The sequence below is a fragment of the Aureimonas endophytica genome (assembly GCF_014642635.1).
Classification (GTDB): domain Bacteria; phylum Pseudomonadota; class Alphaproteobacteria; order Rhizobiales; family Rhizobiaceae; genus Plantimonas; species Plantimonas endophytica.
This window is the reverse complement of the sequence record NZ_BMIQ01000007.1, coordinates 134,590-153,505: the sequence shown is the minus strand read 5'-3', so window position 1 is coordinate 153,505 and position 18,916 is coordinate 134,590. Positions and strand designations below refer to the sequence as shown.

Sequence of the window (18,916 nt, the reverse complement as noted above, 5' to 3'; positions counted from 1 at the left end):
CCGGCGAGTCCCCGTTTCGGTCGCGACCATTCCCCTTTTCGTCAACCATATGGCCTCTGCCGCGTTGCGACCTTGGAATGGTTACAAGGAGCGCGGCTTTGCTACGACTGAACGTCAACGGGGAAGTGCACGAGGTCGAGACCGACATCCGCACGTCGCTACTCGACGCCCTGCGCGAGCATATCGGCCTCACCGGTTCCAAGAAGGGCTGCGACCATGGCCAGTGCGGCGCCTGCACGGTGCTGGTGAACGGGCGGCGCATCAATTCCTGCCTGACGCTCGCCGTGATGCACGAGGGCGACGAGATCACCACCATCGAGGGTCTCGGCCGGCCGGGCCATCTTCATCCGATGCAGCAGGCCTTCCTGGAGCATGACGGCTACCAGTGCGGCTATTGCACGCCGGGCCAGATCGTCTCCGCCGTCGGCATGATCGGCGAAGTCGCCGCCGGCTGGCCGAGCCATGTCAGCGCCGATCTCGGCGGCGGGCCGGTCGAACTGTCGGAGGCCGAGGTCGCCGAGCGCATGAGCGGCAATCTTTGCCGCTGCTCGGCCTATCCGAACATCGTCGACGCGATCCGCGAGGCGGCGCCCGCCGTCGAGGCCGGGAAGAGCGAGCGGAAGGTGGCGGCATGAGGAGCTTCGACTACGCCCGCGCCACCAGCCCGGCCGAGGCGGCGCTCGCCGCCAAGGGCGCGACGGCCCGCTTCATCGCCGGCGGCACCAATCTCCTCGACCTGATGAAGCTCCAGATCGAGGTGCCGGACAAGCTGGTCGATATCAGCCGCCTGCCGCTGACGGGCGTAGACAAGAGCGGCGAGGGCCTGAAGATCGGCGCACTCGTCTCCAACAGCGATCTCGCCGCCCATCCGGACGTGCGGCGCGACTATCCGCTGCTGTCGCGCGCGCTCCTTGCCGGCGCCAGCGGCCAGCTGCGCAACAAGGCCTCCACCGGCGGCAATTTCCTGCAGCGCACCCGCTGCAACTATTTCTACGAGCCCTCCGCCCGCTGCAACAAGCGCGAGCCGGGCAGCGGCTGCGACGCCATCGGCGGCTTCACCCGCATCCATGCCATTCTCGGCGCCAGCGAGCACTGCATCGCGACGCATCCGTCCGACATGGCGGTGGCGATGCGCGCCCTCGATGCCGAGATCGAGACGCTGAAGCCGGACGGCTCGACGCGCCGCTTCAACGTCGCCGACCTGCATCGCCTGCCGGGCGACCGGCCGCAGGACGACACCCATCTGGAACCGGGCGAACTGATCACGGCGGTCCATCTGCCCGCCCCGCTCGGCGGACGACAGATCTATCGCAAGGTCCGCGATCGCGCTTCCTATGCCTTCGCGCTGATCTCCGTCGCGGCCATCGTCAAGGTCGAGAGCGGCCGCATCGCCACGGCGAAGCTCGCCTTCGGCGGCGTCGCGCATGTGCCCTGGCGCGACGGGGCGGTGGAACAGGCGCTCATCGACGAGGCGCCGAGCGCGTCCCTCTTCGCCGAGGCCGCCGAGATCCTGCTGAAGGACGCGAAGGGCCAGGGCGACAACGACTTCAAGATCGAACTGATGCGCCGGACCCTGCCGGCGGTCCTCGCCGAGGCGACCGATCTCCACGCGGAAGGAGACGCGGCATGAGCCTGTCCCACGACTACAAGATGGACAAGCCGGTCGGCGAGACGCGTCTCGACCGCAACGGCCAGAACGTCATCGGCCGCGCCCTGACGCGCTTCGAAGGTCCGCTGAAGGTCTCGGGCACGGCGAAATACGCCTACGAGCAGCTGATCGGCAAGATGGTCGCCTATGGCTATCTGGTGACGGCGCCGATCGGCGCCGGCCGCATCAAGCGCATCGATCCCCTGCCGGCCCTGTCGCTGAAGGGCGTCCTCCATGTCGTCACCGACGAGCGCGCGGCGCGCGGCGCCGCAGATCCGAGCGATTCGAAGCCCGCCGCCATCAAGGGCGAGGTCAGCTATCACGGCCAGCCGGTCTGCATGGTGGTCGCCGAGAGCTTTGAGGTGGCGCGCGACGCCGCCCGGCTGGTCGAGGTGGAGTACGAGGTCGAGGCCGGGCGCTACGACCTCGCCACCGTCGCGGACGAGGCTTACGACCCCGGCGAGCAGCAGATGCCCTCGACCGTCGAGAAAGGCGATTTCGACAAGGCCTTCGCCGCCGCGGAGGTGCAACTCGACGCGACCTATACGACGCCGAGCCAGAACTCCTCCGCCATGGAGCCGCACGCCTCCATCGCCGACTGGAACGGCGACGAGCTGACGGTCTACGGCTCCTATCAGCTCGTCTCCACCAATGTCGGCCAGCTCGCCGCCGCGCTCGGCATCTCGAAGAGCAAGGTGCGGATCGTCAGCCCCTATGTCGGCGGCGGCTTCGGCTCGAAGCTCGGCATCGCGCCGGAAGCGGTCTTCGCCGCCCTCGCGGCGCGGGAGGTCGGCCGGCCGGTCAAGGCGGTGCTGACCCGTCAGCAGGTCTATCAGACGACCGTGCGACGCGCCGATACGATCCAGCGCCTGCGCATCGGCGCGACGCGGGACGGGCGCATCACCGCCATCGCGCATGAGACGGTGTCCGGCAATCTGCCCGAACAGAACGTCTTCGAGCCGGCCGGCATCTCGACCGTCTTCCTCTATGCCGGCGACAACCGGCGGGTGACGCATCGCAAGGCGGATGTGAACATCCTCCTCGCCGCCTCCATGCGGGCGCCCGGCGAGGCGGTCGGCATGCTGGCGCTGGAAAACGCCATCGACGAGATGGCGGAAAAGCTGGGGCTCGACCCGATCGAGTTCCGCAAGCGGAACGAACCGGCCGAGGACCCGCAGGACGGCCTGCCGTTCTCCTCGCGCCGGCTGGTGGAATGCATGGACAAGGGCGCCGAGCTCTTCGGCTGGGCCGACCGGCCGAAGGCGCCGATGAGCCGGCGCGAGGGCGAATGGCATATCGGCATCGGCATGTCGGCCGCCTCGCGCAAGAACATGCTCCAGCCCTCCTCCGCCCGCGTCACGCTGGCGCCGGACGGAACGGCGCTGGTCGAGACCGACATGACGGATATCGGCACCGGCACCTATACGATCCTCCAGCAGATCGCCGCCGAGATGCTGGGCCTGCCGCGCGAGAGCGTCGTGGTGAAGCTCGGCGACTCCGCCCTGCCGCAGGGCGCCGGTTCCGGCGGCTCCTGGGGCGCCAACTCCGCCGGCTCCTCCGTCTTCGCCGCCTGCGAGGGCATCGTCGCCGAGATCGCGCGGCGCCTCGACCTCGCGCCAGACGACGTGACGCTGAAGGACGGCACGGTGATCGCCGGCAATCGCCAGCGCCCGGTCTCCGAGATCGTCGGCAAGGCGCCGATCGCCGTCATCGGCAATTTCAAGCCCGGCAAGATGGCCAAGGAAACGCATCAGGCGAGCTATGGCGCGCATTTCTGCGAGGTCGCGGTCAATGCCGTGACCGGCGAGACGCGGGTGCGGCGCCTCCTCACCGTCGCGGCGGCCGGCCGCATCCTCAACGAGAAGACGGCGCGCTCGCAATGCTATGGCGGCCAGATCTTCGGCATCGGCGGCGCGCTGACGGAGGAGCTGATCGTCGACACGCGGACCGGCCTTCTCGTCAATCACGACCTCGCCGAATACCATGTGCCGGTCAATGCCGATATCGGCAGGCTCGAAGTGGTCTTCGTCGACGAGCGCGACCCCGCCGCGAGCCCGCTGGCGGCGAAGGGCATCGGCGAGCTCGCGATCTCCGGCGTCGGCGCGGCCGTGACCAACGCGATCTACAATGCCACGGGCGTCCGGGTGCGCGACTATCCGATGACGCTCGACAAGGTGCTGGCCGGCTGGGCGAAGCGGAACTGAGCCGGCGGCTCATCAGGACGGGGCGGCGCGGCGCACGCGCCGCCCCGCGCATTTCCGCGGGAAGGACTCGCCAGACGCCTCCGTCCGGTCTATGCGGCCCCATCGGCTGACGGGATCGAAACGCATGGCAGATATCGACGTCCTGACGATCGGCAACGCGATCGTCGACATCATCGCGCAGGTGGACGAGGAGTTCCTCGTCCGGCACGAGGTGCGCAAGGGCTCGATGACCCTGATCGACGCGGAGCGTGCCACCGCGCTCTACGAGGCCATGGGCCCGGCGGTGGAGACCTCCGGCGGCTCGGCCGCCAACACGGCGGCGGGCGTCGTCAGCCTCGGCGGCCGGGGCGCCTATATCGGCAAGGTCTCCGACGACGCGCTCGGCACGGTCTACACGTCCGACATCCGGGCGCAGAAGGTGCATTTCGCCACGCGGCCGCTCGACCGCCCGCCGCCGACCGCCCGATCCATGATCCTCGTGACGCCGGACGGCGAGCGCTCGATGTCCACCTATCTCGGCGCCTGCATGGAGCTGACGCCGGAGGATATCGACGAGGCGCTCGTCGCCTCCGCCGCCGTCACCTATTTCGAGGGCTATCTCTGGGACCAGCCGAGCGCCAAGGCGGCGATCCGGCTGGCGGCGGAGCTCGCCCACCGCCATGGCCGGACCATGGCCTTCACCCTGTCCGATTCCTTCTGCGTCCATCGCTATCGCGACGAGTTCCTGGAGCTGATGCGCTCCGGCGCGGTGGACATCGTCTTCGCCAACGAGGCCGAGGCGCTGGCGCTCTACGAGACCGACGATCTCGATCTCGCCCTGCGCCGTCTCGGCGAGGACACGAAGCGCCTCGCCCTCGTCACCCGCAGCGAGAAGGGCTGCGTCGTGGTGGAGAAGGATCGAAGCTTCGCGGTGGAGGCGACGCCCGTCCGCCAGCTGCTCGACACGACGGGCGCCGGCGACCTCTTCGCCGGCGGCTTCCTGCGCGGCTATACGGCCGGCCTGCCGCATGCCGATTCGGCGCGGCTCGGCACGATCGCCGCCGCCCATATCATCGAGCAGATCGGGCCGCGCCCGCAGCAGCAGCTGCTTCGCCTGCCCGCGGCGAAGGCGATCCTCGACCGGATCGCCTGAGGCCGGTCAGGCCGGCAGCATCCTGCGATATTGCAGGAAGCCGGAGCGCTGCGCGATCCGGTCGTAGAGCTGCATCGCATCGGTATTCGTCTCGTGCGTCAGCCAATAGACGCGCGAGCAGCCCTCGGCGGCGGCGCGCTCGTAGACATGCTCGATGAGCCGCCGGCCGATGCCGGTGCCTCGCGCCTCTGCCGCGACGAAGAGATCCTGGAGATAGCAGTAGTCGCCGGCGGTCCAGCAGGAGCGGTGGCGGATATGGTGGACGAGGCCGATCGCCTCGGTGCCGCGCCAAGCGAGCGCGCCGCCCATCGGCTCCGACGGGTCGAGCAGACGCGTCCAGGTCAGTGCCGAGACCTCGGCCGGAATCTCCGTCTGGTAGAAGGTCTGATAGCCGCGCCAGAGCGGCATCCAGGCCGCCTCCTCGCCCGCCGCCAGCGGCCTGATCTCGATCTCCGCCATGCCGATTCCATGCCCCTTCCGTCCTGGTCCGGCAGGATGACGCGGCGATCACGATGACGCCAGCCCCCTTTTCGCACCGGTTGCCGCGCCGATCTTGTGGCCTGACGAAAGGGAAGGACCGGTTCATGGCAGTTCGGCAATCGACGCTTCGCCTCGCGCTCGGCGGCGCCCTCCTCCTGCCCACGGCGGCGCTCGCCGCCGACCGGACGATCGACAGCGAAGCCGGCCCCTTGCGCGTCACCACGGTGACGGACGACCTGTCGCGGCCCTGGGGCTTCGAATTCCTGCCGGACGGGGCGATGCTGGTGACGGAAAAGGCCGGCACGATGCGGATCGTCGGCCAGGACGGCAAGGTCGGCGGGCCGATCGCCGGCGTGCCGAAGGTCGATGCCGGCGGCCAGGGCGGCCTCCTCGACGTGGCGCTCGACCCCGATTTCGCGACGAACCGTCTGATCTACTTCACCTATGCGGAACGGGGCGAGGGCGGCAACTCGACGGCGATCGGCAAGGCGAGGCTTTCGCCGAACGGCCGTGCCCTGGAGAACGTCCAGAAGATCTTCACGCAGATGCCGAAATACGACGGCCCCAACCATTTCGGCTCGCGCATCGTCTTCGATCGCGAGGGGCATCTCTTCGCCGGCTTCGGCGAGCGCTCCGACAATCGCATCCGCGAGAAGGCCCAGACGCTCGACAACCATCTCGGCAAGGTGATCCGCATCGATCGCGACGGCTCGGTGCCGGAGGGCAATCCCTTCGCGACGCGCGAGGGCGCCAAGCCGGAGATCTGGAGCTACGGCCACCGCAACATCCAGGGCGGCGCGCTGAACCCCGAGACCGGCGCGGTCTGGTTCTCCGAACACGGGCCGAAGGGCGGCGACGAGGTGAATATCGTGGAGCCCGGCCAGAACTACGGCTGGCCGCTCGTCTCCTATGGCGTGAACTATGACGGGACGCCGGTCGGCACGGGCAAGGAGTCGGGCGAGGGCCTGACCCCGCCGATCCTGCATTGGACACCGGTGATCGGCGCCTCCGGCATGGCCTTCTATACCGGCGAGGCGGTCCCCGCCTGGAAGGGCAGCGCCTTCTTCGGCGGCCTCGCCACGCGCGAACTCGTCCGGGTGAAATTCGACGGCCCGAAACCGGTGGCGGAGGAGCGGCTCCTCCAGGATTTCGGCAAGCGCATCCGCGACGTCAAACAGGGCCCCGACGGCGCGATCTACGTCGCGACCGATGACGGCGCGATCATGCGGGTGGCGCCGGCGACGTGAAGCGGCCGACGCTGCGCCCGGCGCTCTGAATTGTTCGACGCACCATCTCACAAGCCCCACTTGTCGCCATGCTCGGTCAGTTCGATCGGCCTGGGCGCGCCGTAGATCTCGACCGAAGGTCCGCCTGGTTCGTTCCAGCGGAACAGGGTCAGATGCCAACCGCCGGGAATATGTCGCGACCGATCGATGATGCCGTCCGATCCGATGGCCCGCGCTCGATCGGAGTTCGACCAGGATGGCGGCTCCCTGCCGGCCGCGAGCGCCGGACGCCAGGACTGATCGGACAGTTCACGGTCGAAGCCGAGGGCGCGGCAAGCCCCTTCGTCGCGTTGATCGACGATCCTCGCCTTGCTCACCGCCAAGGGCAGCAGGACGCGAGGACGGCCATCCTCGCGCAGATATCCCAAGATCGCGATCGTCGCCCATTCGGCGAAAGGCGACATGGGGCGGGCTGGCCGGGCCGATGGTAGCGGCCGGCGCTTGCCGCATCGGGACGTTGCAAGACCGCAGCGGCCCGCTCGACCGGCACCGCGCGGAAGAACAGTCCTTCGATGTCCACAAGATGCGGCGAATGAGGCATGGACGCCATCACGCCGCCGCCGACAGCCGCTCGCCGGCGAGGCGATAGGAGATCGCTTCGGCGAGATGGGCGCGGCGCACCAGGGCGTCGCCGTCGAGATCGGCCAGCGTGCGGGCGACCTTCAGGATGCGGTGATAGCCGCGCGCCGAGAATTGCAGCTTCTCCGCCGCCTCTTCCAGGAGGCGCCGGCCCGCCTCGTCCGCTCGGGCCACCGTCTCGATCAGCGCTGCCGGGCAGCGGGCATTGACGCTGTCGCCGGAAAGCCCGGCCTTGGCATAGCGCGCCGATTGCAGCGCCCGCGCCTTGGCGACGCGCGCCGCCACCACGTCCGACCCCTCCCCTGCCCCGGTCTTCAGGAGATCGGCGGCGGTGACGGCCGGCACCTCGATCCGAAGATCGATGCGGTCCATCAGCGGACCGGAGATTCGCGCCTGATAGTCGGAGACGCAGCGCGGCCCGCGCGCGCAGACATGGCCGGGCTCGCCCGCCATGCCGCACCGGCAGGGATTCATCGCCGCGACGAGCTGGAATTCCGCCGGATAGGTGACGTGATGATTCGCCCGGGCGATGGTGCTCGTGCCGTTCTCGATCGGCTGGCGCAGCGAATCGAGGACGGCCGGCGGGAATTCGGGAAACTCATCGAGGAACAGCACGCCGCGATGGGCGAGCGAGACCTCGCCGGGCTTCGCCCGCAGGCCGCCGCCGACCATCGCCGCCATCGAGGCGGAATGATGCGGCGCGCGAAAGGGCCGGCGATCGGTGAGCCGCCCGCCCGCCAGCTCGCCGGCGATGGAGGCGACCATCGAGACCTCCAGCAATTCGCGGCTGCCGAGCGGCGGCAGGATCGACGGCAGGCGCTGCGCCAGCATCGACTTGCCGGAGCCCGGCGGCCCGACCATCAGCAAGGTATGCTACATTAACAGCATCGAACCCGACGGACGGTTACCGATGCCCAAGGCTTTCAGCTACATACGCTTCTCGTCGCCGGAGCAGGCACGCGGCGACTCACTCCGTCGTCAGCTATCTAGGGCGAGGGACTGGTGCCAGGCTCGCGGGCTGGAGTTGGACGACAGCCTCCGGGACCTGGGCATATCTGCGTACAAGGGCGCTCACCGGGACATCGGCGCCCTCAAGCGATTCCTTGCTTTGGTTGAGGCGGGGGAGGTCCCGCACGGCTCGTACTTAGTGGTCGAGTCCTTGGACCGTCTGTCCCGAGAGGCTGTTCTGGATGCCGCGGCGCGGCTGTTCGACCTGATCCGCGCGGGAGTCATTGTTGTGACTCTCTCCGACGGTCAGGTCTACTCCGAGGAGCGCCTGCGCACGGACTGGACGCCGCTGATCGTGTCGATCGCAGTGATGGCTCGCGCCCACGAGGAGTCCCGGACGAAGGGAGAGCGAGTTGGGGCCGCCTGGGCAAGGAAGAAGGCCGCGGCACGCGATGAGGGCCGGCCCCTCACGCTGCGCTGTCCCGAGTGGATCGCGATCGAGGACGGCAAGTTCGTCCTCCGCGAGGACCGCGCCGAGATCGTGCGCAGCATCTACCACATGGCGATCGAGGGCTACGGGCAACGGCAGATCGTATCTCGGCTCAACGCGGCCGGAACCCCGACATGGCGAGGCGGCATCGGCTGGCAGACGTCCACCGTCGCCAAGATTCTCAGCGGACGCCTCGCGCTCGGCGAGTACCAGCCGCATTCGGGCACCCACCGCGGCGGCAACCGCCAGCCCGAGGGCAACCCAATCAGGGGCTACTACCCCGCCGTCGTGGACGAGGAGACCTACTGGCGGGCCCGGCAGGCATCGAAGGGCCGCCGCATCGCAGCCGGTCGACGGGGACGCGGCGTCGCTCACCTTCTCCTCGGGCTTGGCAAGTGCGCCCGCTGCGGCGGGTCCATGTACGTGATCGACAAGGGACCGCCACCGAAGGGCGGGACGTACTTCGAGTGCGCCACGCAACGGCGCGGCGCGGGGTGCGAGAACGGCACGAGGTGGCGTGCCGACCGCATCGAACGCCGCCTCCTCCGGGGGCTGGCCTACCTCGACGCAGGGGCGGTCCTCCGCGGCGCGCAGCCCACCGCCGAGGCCGATCGCGTGACCATCCTCGGCGCTCGCCTCGCCGAGGTCGAGGGCCGCCGCAAGCGCCTCCTCGGACTGGTCGAGGACGGGGACGACGGGGCGGCCGACCGCTACCGGGCGCTCGGCGAGGAGGCCAAGACCATCCAGCGCGAGCTCCGCGAGGCCGAGAAGGCCGCCGCGACGGCCGCCGCCGACCCCGGCCTACGCGCCCGTCTCGGTGAGGCCGTGGACCTGTCACGGGCGATGGAGGAAGCGGAGGGCGACGACCGGCACGCGATCAGGACGCGTCTCGCCGAACAGCTTCGCCAACTTGTGGCCGAGGTTCGATTCGATCCCGACTTGGGGGTGCTCGCGTACCTCACCCCGCGGCCGGGCGTCCCCGCCGAGGACGTGCCCGCGATCGTCGGCGCCCGCCACATGCTGGCTTGGCAGATGTGGCTCAACGACGACACGGACCCGTCCGGGTTCGTCGGCATGGATGACACACCCGACCCCGACGAGGAGACCCGCAACCTCCGTACCCTTGCGAAGATGCGCGGGCGGAGAGCGTCGGCGTAGCCGGCGCGACCCGCCCGCACCCGGCAACGCCCCTGCGAGGGGCGTGAACCCCTCCCCGCGGGGAGGGGTGGAGCTGGTCCGAAGGACCGGGTGGGGGTTCGGCGACCCGGGCCCTACTCGGCCGCTTCGAGGAATGCCGCCGACGCCGGAACGCGGACAGGCGCGCCGAGCGGGCGGCGCGGGACAGGCGTGCGCAGCTTCTCAAGCCTTGCCTCGGCCCGAGCCTTGCGCTTCGCGGCAACCTCCGCGCGCCACTTGGCATGCGAGCGCAATGCGCGCCGCAGGTCCGACTTCGCGTTCGTCGACAGCGTCGAGAAACCTTCGGCGCGCTCCAGGAGCGCCAGCTCGGCGTCGAGGTCCGCAAGGATTCGACCGCCCAACAGCTTCCGTGCCTGCTTCAGGTGCAGCCGCCGGTTCCGAAGGGACTGCCCGGTAAGACCCCTGCGACCCTTCTGGAGCCAGGCGTCGAATGCCTTCTCCGTCGTCGGGATCGACTCGCCCCGTTCGCGTGCGAGGATTACCCGCCCGACTGCCTCCGCCAACGGAGGGGGGACCGCGTTGGCGATCATCAACATCCTCTGCCTGGTCGCCGGGATGTCGAGCCAGTCCCAGTCCGCGGGGAAGCCCTGGATGCGGGAAAGGACATCCATCGGCAGCGGGTCGACGAGTGCCGACGGCGCCATGTCGCGCTCGTGGTCCGTGTACCAGTTCTGCGGTCCCTCATGCGCACTGCGCAGGAGCGTTGGGCACGGGAGGTCGATCGACCGGACGCCCGAATGCCCTGTGTAGGGCCGCATGAAGAATGCGCGGGCCTCTGGCGGATGGTCCCCGCCCGGGTGAACGCCCACGTCGTCGCCGAGGGCATCGCGGATCGACATGCGACGGGGAGAGGCGGCCTCGGCGATGGCCGACGTGAGGAAGCCGTCGGCCTCCCCGAGCCTTCCCACGGCGAAGAATCTTTTGCGCATCTGCGGCGTGCCGTAGCGGCTGCCGTCGAGTACGACTTCCGTCAGTCCGTAGCCGGCCTTGACGAACAGGGCGCGCGCCTTCGCGTACGTCTTCGTTTTCCGGGCGCGGGGAACGTTCTCCATGACGAACCACGCGGGCCTTGCGGTGATGATCGCCACGGCGAAGCCGAGCGTCAGGGACGCGTTGCGTCCCTCCTGACGCTTGCCGGCCGAGGAGAAGTCCTGGCACGGCGGGCCGCCGACGATGATGTCGGGCTCCAGGGCGGCGATGGTGGGCGCCATCGTCAGGAGGTCCGCAAGGTCCGCCTTCCGGTGGCGGTCGCGCTTGAAAAGCCGATCGAGCGGCCGGCGGAGGTTCGCGCCGTGGACCCTCAGGGCCTTCTCGTTCGCGTCGTACCCCTGGACGATCTGGAAGCCAGCCCGTGTCAGACCGAGGGACATGCCCCCGGCACCGCAGAAGAGATCGATTGCCCGCATTGGTTCGCCGTCACGTTGTTGCTCGTGACAGTTGCCTACCGCGTGGTCCGTTCGTTTCGGGTCAAGGAATCAGGTGAACGGTCGGTGACCGACGACCCGGTCGCCCCCGTTGACGCACAGGCTCCGGGGCACCTTCGGCGCCAGTTGAGGGGCGCTGCGCCCCTCCGCCTGCTCCGCCTTCGGCTTCGGCCCGTTCGGGCTGGAAAACGGGGACGGCCGTAGCCTTCCGCAACTGAGGGTCAGCTAGTCAGAGGGATGGAGCAACTTCCTTGTGGTGCCACACCCCTGAGTCGCAACGGACGACCCAACGATTCCCTGCAACACAAAGAACTGATTGTCGCAACGGCATCGAACGGATCAAACGACACGCTGCTTACGAGTGTGGGTTGTGTATAATCATCGAACCTAGATTCCCGAGCGGCAATCCGAATCATGTGGCGCGACAGCGAGAGCGAGCAGGACTTCCTGAACTTTACCGAGGTGGCGGACCAGATCGCCACCCTCGCGACCACTCCATCCCTGTTGCCCATCTCGATCGGCGTGTTCGGAACGTGGGGCACGGGAAAGTCGACCGTGCTGAAGCTCGTCGAGGCACGCCTGCCCGCCCCGAGAGACGGGGACGCGGCTGCCGTCGTCGTCAGGTTCGACGCCTGGATGTACCAAGGATTCGACGACGCGCGTGCCGCCCTGATGGAGGTGGTCGCCACCGAGCTTCTCGCGTTGGCGGAGGAGAAGAAGACCCTTGTCGAGAAGGCGAAGGAGTTCGCGGGACGGGTCAATTACTTCCGTGGTTTGGGGATGATCGCCGACTTCGGCGTCGGGATGGCCCTCGGCATCCCCCCGGGCCTCCTGACGAGGGCGGGCGTCGCAGTGTCCTCGGCTCTTGCGGGCGGTCTGACCGAGGAGCAATACGGTACGGCTAAGGAGGACGCGGCCGAGGCTCGGAAGGGGCTCGGCGAACTGATCAAGCCCGCCGAGAAGCGGACGCCGCCAAAGGAGATCGTGGCCTTCCGCGAGGAGTTCGGCTCCTTGCTAGAGGGGCTAGAGACGACGTTGGTCGTCTTCGTCGACAACCTTGACCGATGCCTTCCCGACGTCGCGATCGGCACGCTTGAGGCGATCCGGCTGTTCCTGTTCATGCCTCAGACGGCGTTCGTCATCGCCGCCGACGAGGATATGATCCGCCATTCGGTCGCGAAGCACTTCGACGATCCCAACGCGTCCCACGTGCGCGACTATCTCGATAAGGTCATCCAGGTGCCGATGCGCGTACCGAGGGTCGGGGCGGAGGACCTGCGAGCCTACATGTACTCGCTCTTCGTCGGCCTAGCCGCGCCCGACCGCCTGCCCGCCGTGCAAGAGCGGCTCCTTTCCGCACTGCAAGAAGGATGGCGCAACGAGACATTCGAGAAGGCCGAGATCGCAGGACTCGCGGGAAACCCTCCCGACCTCTTGGACAACCTCGCCATCGCCGACAGGCTGGCGCCGATGATGGCGTCGGCGCCGAAGATCCAGGGCAACCCCCGCATCGTGAAGCGGCTTCTCAACGCCGTGTCGCTCCGGCGTACCCTGGCCGCGAAACGGCAGATGAACGTCGACTTCGCGACCTTGGCGAAGCTCGCCATCTTCGAGCGCTGCACCGACGGTCCGGCAACGCTCGCGCTGTTCCAGCTCATCATGGATGGAAAGGACGTCGAGAAGGTCCTCCTGCCGGGCGGCAAGGATAAGGCCAAGCCGTCCCCGTTGCCCAAAGAGTGGGAGCCGCATGCCGATTTCGTCGAGGAGTGGCGAAAGCTCGACCCGCCGTTCGAGAACGCCGAGAGACTGAGGCCGGCCGTCTTCCTCAGCCGCGACGTCATGGCACCGGCGCGGGCACGCTCGGACATCAGCGAAGCGGCCCGAACCGCCATCGATGCCTTGCTCAAGATCGACGGCATCGCGTCCCCGGTCGGAAAGAGGATCGTCGCCGGCCTGACGCCTGACGACAAGCGCGCCGTCATGTCCGGGCTGGTGGCGACCATGCGGGAAGCCGACTGGACCTCGGCGGTCCCGGGCCTCTACGGCGCCTTGATGATCGCGGAGGCACTTCCGGAGACCAAGACGGAACTCAAGGCCTTCATTGGCAGCCTCAACACCGGCGAGATGACCAAGGGGATTCAGTTCCTCCTTCGCAAGACCGGCATGCTGGAGACCAAGTGATGGGAACCTCGCGCTCTAAGCCTGACGCTCCTCCGGCGGCTCCCCTCGTTCCGCCATGGGCCGACCAAGACCCAGCACCACCTCCGCCGCTACCGGATCCTCTTCCGGAAGATCCCGTCCCCGAGCCGGAGGACGACGACCCCGGCCCGCTGGCCGACGACGTCGTCGACGGAGAAGAGGTGGAGGAGGTTGCCGAGCCTGCTCGGTTCCGCCCCTTCCGGATGGCGCTGAGTAGGTTCGGGGCGTCGAACGATCGTGCGGATGCCAGGGCGGCCCTGGGCCGATGGGCAAACAAGTCCGTTGGGGGCGGTCCAGCCGGAGCCCGGCGCGTCGCACGGGCAGCGCGCACCGGTGGATCCGCGCTGGCGGGCCTCGCGCGCGCCGGCGCGGGAGAACCGCCCGAGGCCGGCCAGATCGACATCCGCGAACTCGCGGGACAGCCTTTGGACGTGGCAGTCGCGGCGATCGTCGACGCGTTCATGCCGGCCGGCATCATCGACGAGGTAACAGCCCGCCTTTCGATGGAGGTAGCCGTCGCGGAAGCGCTAGGCAACGCGGGGGCCTTCGATCCCGCCGCGCTCGACGCCGAGGCGGTGCAGACCGCCACCCTGGCCTTCGTGGCAGAGCTCGTGTTCACGCAGGTCGCAGGCGACGCCGGCAAGGCCCTGGCCGCGATCGGCCCCGTGGCGGCGGCACAACGGGAGGCAGACATCCGCTCTCTCGTGAAAGAGGTTGTCGACTTGGTCGGCGCTCCGATCCTGGTCGCCGCGGGAGCTGTCCTTAGCGGACAGCGGATGTCCGCGTTGGTCGCGCGGACCGTGCAGGTCGCGCTCGAGGAGATCTCGACATGGTGACCCGCATCCCTACCCGCGTGCTCGCCACGCCGAATGCCATGCGCGCGACGGCCGCGGTCGCCCACGGCGACGTCGGCGTTGCCTTGCATCACATCGGTCGCCCTGAACTCGCCGGCCTCGGCGGCACGCTTAACCAAGCGGCGGCCGCACTCCCGAGAACCCCGTCGGTCCTGGCGTGGGACTTCCTCTCCATCGCCCTGGCGGTCCATGCCGCCGACCGTTTCGTCATCCGCAAGGAAGCAGCCGACTCCTGGACGCGCATGATCGCGCTGGAGGTCGAGCTTGCCGATCCCGAGCCGTGGGCGGCCCAGGCCGGGGCGATCGAGGACACTCTTCGCTTCCTTTCGAGCGATATATGGAGCGTCAGGTTCCGCGGCGGGGGCGCACGCCCTCCGGCCGTCGCAGACCGGCCGACAGACCGGGATTGCGCATGCCTGTTCTCCGGCGGCCTCGACAGCCTGATTGGCGCGCTCGACCTACGCGCGGAAGGCCGGAGGCCCCTCCTCGTCAGCCAGGCGTCGCCGAAGGAGGGGTCGGTCCAGCGCACCTTGGCAGGGCTGATCGGCATGGACGCTGAACGTTTCTCGGCGCGTGCCTCGGAGCGCTGGCGGCAGCCGTACGAACCGTCGTCACGGGCACGATCCATGCTGTTCCTCGGCTACGGGGCCGTGGCGGCGGCGTCGCTCGCCCGGGATGGGGCGCCGGTCGACCTCTTCGTTCCCGAGAACGGACTGATCTCGATCAACGCGCCGCTGACGCATCGGCGCATGGCGAGCCTCAGCACGCGGACGACGCACCCGCACTTCATCTCGTCCCTCCAACGTGTCCTCGACGGAGTAGGCCTGCCTGCGCGCATTCGCACGCCCTACGCCCTCAAGACTAAGGGGCAGATGCTTGCCGAATGCCGAGACGAACTTATCCACGAGCTCGCGCACCGCTCCTATTCGTGTGGGAAGGGAAAACGCCTCAACCAACATTGCGGTCGCTGCGTGCCATGCCTTATACGCCGGGCTTCCTTCGAGGCAGCGGGCATGCGGGACGGTACGGATTACTGGGCGAACGACCTTTCCGAACACGCGTCGAACGAGGACGTGGCGGCGGCGAGGTTCGCGGCGGCGACGCTTGAGCGCCGCGACGTGGCACGTTGGGCAAGCGAGGCAGGCCCGCTCCCGACGGATCCGGACTTGCGGCGTGGCCATGTCGACGTGGTGCGCAGGGGCACCGCGGAGGTGAAGGCGTTCCTCGACGCGATCGCCTGGCCTTGATCGACTTGCACTGCCATCTCGACCTGTATCCCGATCCGTCGGGAATGGTCGCGGAGTGCATCACACGGCGCCTCTACGTCCTGTCGGTGACGACTGTTCCCAGCGCGTTCGAGGGCACCGCAGCGCTGGCGCCCGACGGAAGCAGGATCAAGACGGCGCTCGGACTGCATCCGGAACTCGCCGCCGCGCGAGCCCGGGAGTTGCCGTTGTTCGAGCGCCTGCTGCCCCGAACGGACTACGTTGGGGAGATTGGGCTCGACGGATCGCGGGAGCACCGCGACACGATGGATGCCCAGCTCGGGGTGTTGCGGGACATCCTCCGAATGTGCTCGCTCGCAGGTGGGCGGGTGATGTCCATGCACAGTAGGGGCGCCATCGACCGCGTGCTTGACGCCCTGGAGGCCGAGCCAAGCGCCGGCCGCCCGATCCTGCATTGGTTCGTGGGCACGAAACGCCAAGTGGAGCGTGCCGCTGAAATGGGCTGCTGGTTCTCCGTCGGCCCAAGCGTGCTGCTCGGGGAGCGTGGACGGACAGCCGTGCGTGCGATGCCTTGGGATCGGGTCCTCACGGAATCCGACGGGCCATTCGGGCAGTACCAGGGACAACCTACTAAGCCATGGGATGCCTGGGCAACCGTGGAGGGGCTTGCCCAGCTTTGGAACGCAAGTCGGGAAGAGGTCCAGTCGCGCCTTGTGTCGAACTTCCGGAAGATTGTGGCCGAGAAGTAGCTCATCCGAATGATGAGTAGGACGGCCTGCCTTCGCATCGAAGAGGGGCTTCGCAAACCTCTTGCAAGATGCGCCGCCAGCGAAAGAGGATTGTGAAAGGCCGAACGCCCGACGCGACCGCACCCTGCCGATCGCATGGGGAAACGGCCGTTTGCGAAAGGCATCCCGTACCATGTTCCTCGGCTACGCCCGCGTATCCACCTCCGACGATCAGTCCACCATGGCCAAGCGGGCGCGCTGCGCGAGGCTGGGTGCGAAAGGGTGTTCGAGGAGGTCGCGTCCGGCGGCCGCTGGGACCGCCCGGAGCTTCAACGCCTCCTCGATCACCTGCGGCCGGGCGACACGCTCGTAGTCTGGAAACTCGACCGCCTGTCGCGGTCCCTTAAGGATGCCTTGACTGTCATGGAACGGGTCGAGGCGGCCGGCGCGAGTTTCCGTTCCCTCACCGAGGCCATCGACACTTCAACCGCTCCGGGGCGGATGCTCATGCACATGATCGGCGCCTTCGCCGAATTCGAGCGCGCCATGATCCGCGAGCGAACCTCTGCCGGTCTCCGTCAGGCTCGAGCCGAGGGACGCGTCGGCGGGCGGCGCCCGAAGCTCACAGCGGCTCAACGTCGCGAGATCGTTGAGAGCGTCGTGTCGGGCCGGCGAACGGCGGCGGACATGGCGCGGCTCTACGGGGTGTCGCAGCCCACCGTCAGCCGAATCGTCGCCGACGCGCGGTCGCGCTGAACCGCTGCTTTCGACCCTTCCAAGACCTTCAAGCAATCGCCTCAACGCTCCGGAAGCGGACGTTCCGCCGGAGCTAGCTGCGCGGCTGCGGCGCAAGTGCCGCCGCGAGGGGTTGTCTTCGCTGCTGAACTCGTGGATAAGGACGGCGAGTTTGGACCCGTTTGATCGGGTGGCTACGCTGGGCGCCGATCCCCCGGCCAATTTGAACCCATCCTGACCGTTGCGTGCCCAAGGGCCGACCGTCGGGTTCACCTCCAAGACTGAAACTCATTTATGCATTTCGAAACACTCCGCAGCGAGTGGTTCGGGAATGTGCGCGCCGACCTCCTCGCGGGGCTGGTCGTCGCGCTCGCACTTATTCCCGAAGCCATCGCCTTCTCCATCATCGCCGGCGTTGACCCGAAGGTCGGCCTCTACGCCTCCTTCACGATCGCCGTCCTCACCGCCGTCTTCGGCGGCCGCCCGGGCATGATCTCGGCCGCCACCGCGGCCACCGCCGTCCTCATGATCACGCTCGTGCGCGACCACGGGCTCCAGTACCTTCTCGCAGCCACCGTCCTCGCCGGCCTCCTCCAGGTCGCGGCCGGCCTCCTGCGGCTTGGCGACGCCATGCAGTTCGTCTCGCGCTCCGTCATGACAGGCTTTGTGAACGCGCTGGCGATCCTCATCTTCATGGCCCAGATCCCCGAGCTGGTGGGCGTGCCGTCCCTGACCTACGCCATGGTCGCGCTGGGCCTTGCCATCATCTACCTCTTCCCGCGCATCACGACCGCGATTCCCTCGCCGCTCGTCGCCATCGTCGTCCTCACCGCGATCTCGCTCGGGTTCGGCATGGACCTCAGGGTCGTCGGGGACATGGGCGAGCTGCCCTCGACGCTTCCCGTCTTCCTCCTGCCCGACATCCCGCTGAACCTCGACACGCTCCTCGTCATCCTGCCCTACTCGGCGGCGGTCGCTGTGGTCGGGCTTCTGGAGTCGCTGATGACGGCGCAGATCGTCGACGACCTCACCGACACCCCGTCCGACAAGAACCGCGAATGCGTCGGACAGGGCATCGCCAACACGGTGACGGGCTTCTTCGGCGGCATGGCGGGGTGCGCGATGATCGGCCAGTCGGTCATCAACATCAAGTCGGGCGGACGTGGACGGCTGTCCTGCGCCTTCGCCGGCGTCGCGCTCCTGTTCATGATCGTGGTGCTCGGCGACTGGGTCCGCGTGATCCCGATGGCCGCCCTCGTCGCCATCATGATCATGGTCTCGATCGGCACCTTCTCGTGGGGCTCGCTGAAGGACCTGACGCTCCACCCGAAGCGCTCTTCGCTCGTCATGCTGGCAACCGTAGTCACCGTCGTGTGGACCCACAACCTCGCCATCGGCGTCGTGATCGGCGTGATGCTGTCGGGCGTGTTCTTCGCCTCCAAGGTTGCCCAGATCTTCCGCGTCACGTCCGAGCTCTCGGTGGAAGGACGCACGCGCACCTACCGCGTCGAGGGCCAGGTGTTCTTCGCCTCGACCGGGCGCTTCGCATCCGCCTTCGACTTCAAGGAGGCGCTCGACCGCGTGGTGATCGACGTCGGCCCCGCGCACATCTGGGACCTCTCCGGGGTGGCCGCGCTCGACCGCGTCATCCTGAAGTTCCGCCGCGAGGGCGCCGAGGTCATGGTCCTCGGCCTCAACGAGGCGAGCGCGACGATCGTCGACAAGCTCGCCGTCCACGACAAGCCAGGCGCCATGGACCGCCTGATGGGCCATTGAGCGAGGAGAC

The 18,916-nt window shown here is 68.3% G+C and carries 14 protein-coding genes, 2 pseudogenes and 1 other annotated feature; of the genes and pseudogenes, 12 read left to right on the top strand and 4 right to left on the bottom strand.

The genetic code is table 11. The annotated features are described in order from the left end of the window. The first annotated feature begins 98 nt into the window (after nucleotides 1-98). The 4 genes from IEY14_RS19960 (at nucleotide 99) to IEY14_RS19945 (ending at nucleotide 4,984) form a co-directional block, all read left to right on the top strand. Nucleotides 99-635 (top strand): 2Fe-2S iron-sulfur cluster-binding protein, encoded by a 537-nt coding sequence (locus IEY14_RS19960; protein WP_244639602.1) that lies wholly within the window; start codon nucleotides 99-101, stop codon nucleotides 633-635. Further along, nucleotides 632-1,630, top strand: coding sequence for an FAD binding domain-containing protein (locus IEY14_RS19955; protein WP_188911609.1), 999 nt, complete (start codon nucleotides 632-634; stop codon nucleotides 1,628-1,630). Before IEY14_RS19960 ends, IEY14_RS19955 begins: the two co-directional genes overlap by 4 nt. Then, nucleotides 1,627-3,852, top strand: a complete 2,226-nt coding sequence (locus IEY14_RS19950; RefSeq protein WP_188911608.1) for a xanthine dehydrogenase family protein molybdopterin-binding subunit — start codon at nucleotides 1,627-1,629, stop codon at nucleotides 3,850-3,852. The genes IEY14_RS19955 and IEY14_RS19950 overlap by 4 nt, the downstream gene beginning before the upstream one ends. Before the next feature lie 124 nt (nucleotides 3,853-3,976). Then, nucleotides 3,977-4,984, top strand: coding sequence for an adenosine kinase (locus tag IEY14_RS19945; protein ID WP_188911607.1), 1,008 nt, complete (start codon nucleotides 3,977-3,979; stop codon nucleotides 4,982-4,984). 6 nt (nucleotides 4,985-4,990) lie between these two features. On the opposite strand, the gene IEY14_RS19940 is transcribed toward IEY14_RS19945, so the two are convergent. Then, on the bottom strand, nucleotides 4,991-5,443 hold the full coding sequence (locus IEY14_RS19940) for a GNAT family N-acetyltransferase (RefSeq protein WP_188911606.1): 453 nt from the start codon (nucleotides 5,441-5,443) through the stop codon (nucleotides 4,991-4,993). Nucleotides 5,444-5,568: 125 nt separating this feature from the next. Between IEY14_RS19940 and IEY14_RS19935 the strand changes: the two genes are divergently transcribed. After that, entirely contained in the window at nucleotides 5,569-6,711 is a 1,143-nt protein-coding gene (locus IEY14_RS19935; RefSeq protein WP_188911605.1) for a PQQ-dependent sugar dehydrogenase, read from the top strand. A gap of 47 nt (nucleotides 6,712-6,758) precedes the next feature. Here IEY14_RS19935 and IEY14_RS19930 read toward each other — a convergent pair whose 3' ends face one another. Together IEY14_RS19930 and IEY14_RS19925 are read right to left on the bottom strand one after the other, a co-directional pair. Then, a complete protein-coding gene (locus IEY14_RS19930; RefSeq protein WP_244639601.1) occupies nucleotides 6,759-7,154 on the bottom strand; it encodes an RES domain-containing protein in 396 nt (131 codons plus the stop codon). A 145-nt stretch (nucleotides 7,155-7,299) separates the two neighbouring features. After that, nucleotides 7,300-8,202, bottom strand: a pseudogene (locus IEY14_RS19925) (YifB family Mg chelatase-like AAA ATPase); the annotation flags it as partial. A 37-nt stretch (nucleotides 8,203-8,239) separates the two neighbouring features. On the opposite strand from IEY14_RS19925, the gene IEY14_RS19920 reads away from it, so the two are divergent. Further along, the gene (locus IEY14_RS19920) at nucleotides 8,240-9,925 is read left to right on the top strand and encodes a recombinase family protein (protein ID WP_373289015.1); all 1,686 of its coding nucleotides are present in this window, start codon (nucleotides 8,240-8,242) and stop codon (nucleotides 9,923-9,925) included. A 113-nt stretch (nucleotides 9,926-10,038) separates the two neighbouring features. On the opposite strand, the gene IEY14_RS19915 is transcribed toward IEY14_RS19920, so the two are convergent. Continuing rightward, nucleotides 10,039-11,370, bottom strand: coding sequence for a DNA cytosine methyltransferase (locus IEY14_RS19915; RefSeq protein ID WP_019994354.1), 1,332 nt, complete (start codon nucleotides 11,368-11,370; stop codon nucleotides 10,039-10,041). A gap of 432 nt (nucleotides 11,371-11,802) precedes the next feature. On the opposite strand from IEY14_RS19915, the gene IEY14_RS19910 reads away from it, so the two are divergent. The 6 genes and pseudogenes from IEY14_RS19910 (at nucleotide 11,803) to IEY14_RS19885 (ending at nucleotide 18,906) form a co-directional block, all read left to right on the top strand. Further along, entirely contained in the window at nucleotides 11,803-13,569 is a 1,767-nt protein-coding gene (locus tag IEY14_RS19910) for a KAP family P-loop NTPase fold protein (protein ID WP_188911603.1), read from the top strand. 179 nt (nucleotides 13,570-13,748) lie between these two features. Beyond that, on the top strand, nucleotides 13,749-14,423 hold the full coding sequence (locus IEY14_RS19905; protein WP_019994352.1) for a Qat anti-phage system associated protein QatB: 675 nt from the start codon (nucleotides 13,749-13,751) through the stop codon (nucleotides 14,421-14,423). Beyond that, nucleotides 14,417-15,688, top strand: a complete 1,272-nt coding sequence (gene qatC / locus IEY14_RS19900; protein ID WP_019994351.1) for a Qat anti-phage system QueC-like protein QatC — start codon at nucleotides 14,417-14,419, stop codon at nucleotides 15,686-15,688. The genes IEY14_RS19905 and qatC overlap by 7 nt, the downstream gene beginning before the upstream one ends. Beyond that, entirely contained in the window at nucleotides 15,685-16,416 is a 732-nt protein-coding gene (gene qatD, locus IEY14_RS19895; RefSeq protein WP_019994350.1) for a Qat anti-phage system TatD family nuclease QatD, read from the top strand. The genes qatC and qatD overlap by 4 nt, the downstream gene beginning before the upstream one ends. A 172-nt stretch (nucleotides 16,417-16,588) precedes the next feature. Then, a pseudogene (locus IEY14_RS19890) lies at nucleotides 16,589-17,151 on the top strand (recombinase family protein). A gap of 150 nt (nucleotides 17,152-17,301) precedes the next feature. Then, nucleotides 17,302-17,354, top strand: a sequence feature (sul1 is cis-regulatory element that is thought to sense ions involved in sulfur or methionine metabolism; They are found in Alphaproteobacteria). Between the two features lie 70 nt (nucleotides 17,355-17,424). Continuing rightward, nucleotides 17,425-18,906 carry a SulP family inorganic anion transporter gene (locus IEY14_RS19885; protein WP_019994448.1) on the top strand — a complete coding sequence of 494 codons (1,482 nt, stop codon included), beginning with the start codon at nucleotides 17,425-17,427 and terminating at the stop codon, nucleotides 18,904-18,906. Nucleotides 18,907-18,916 lie beyond the last annotated feature (10 nt).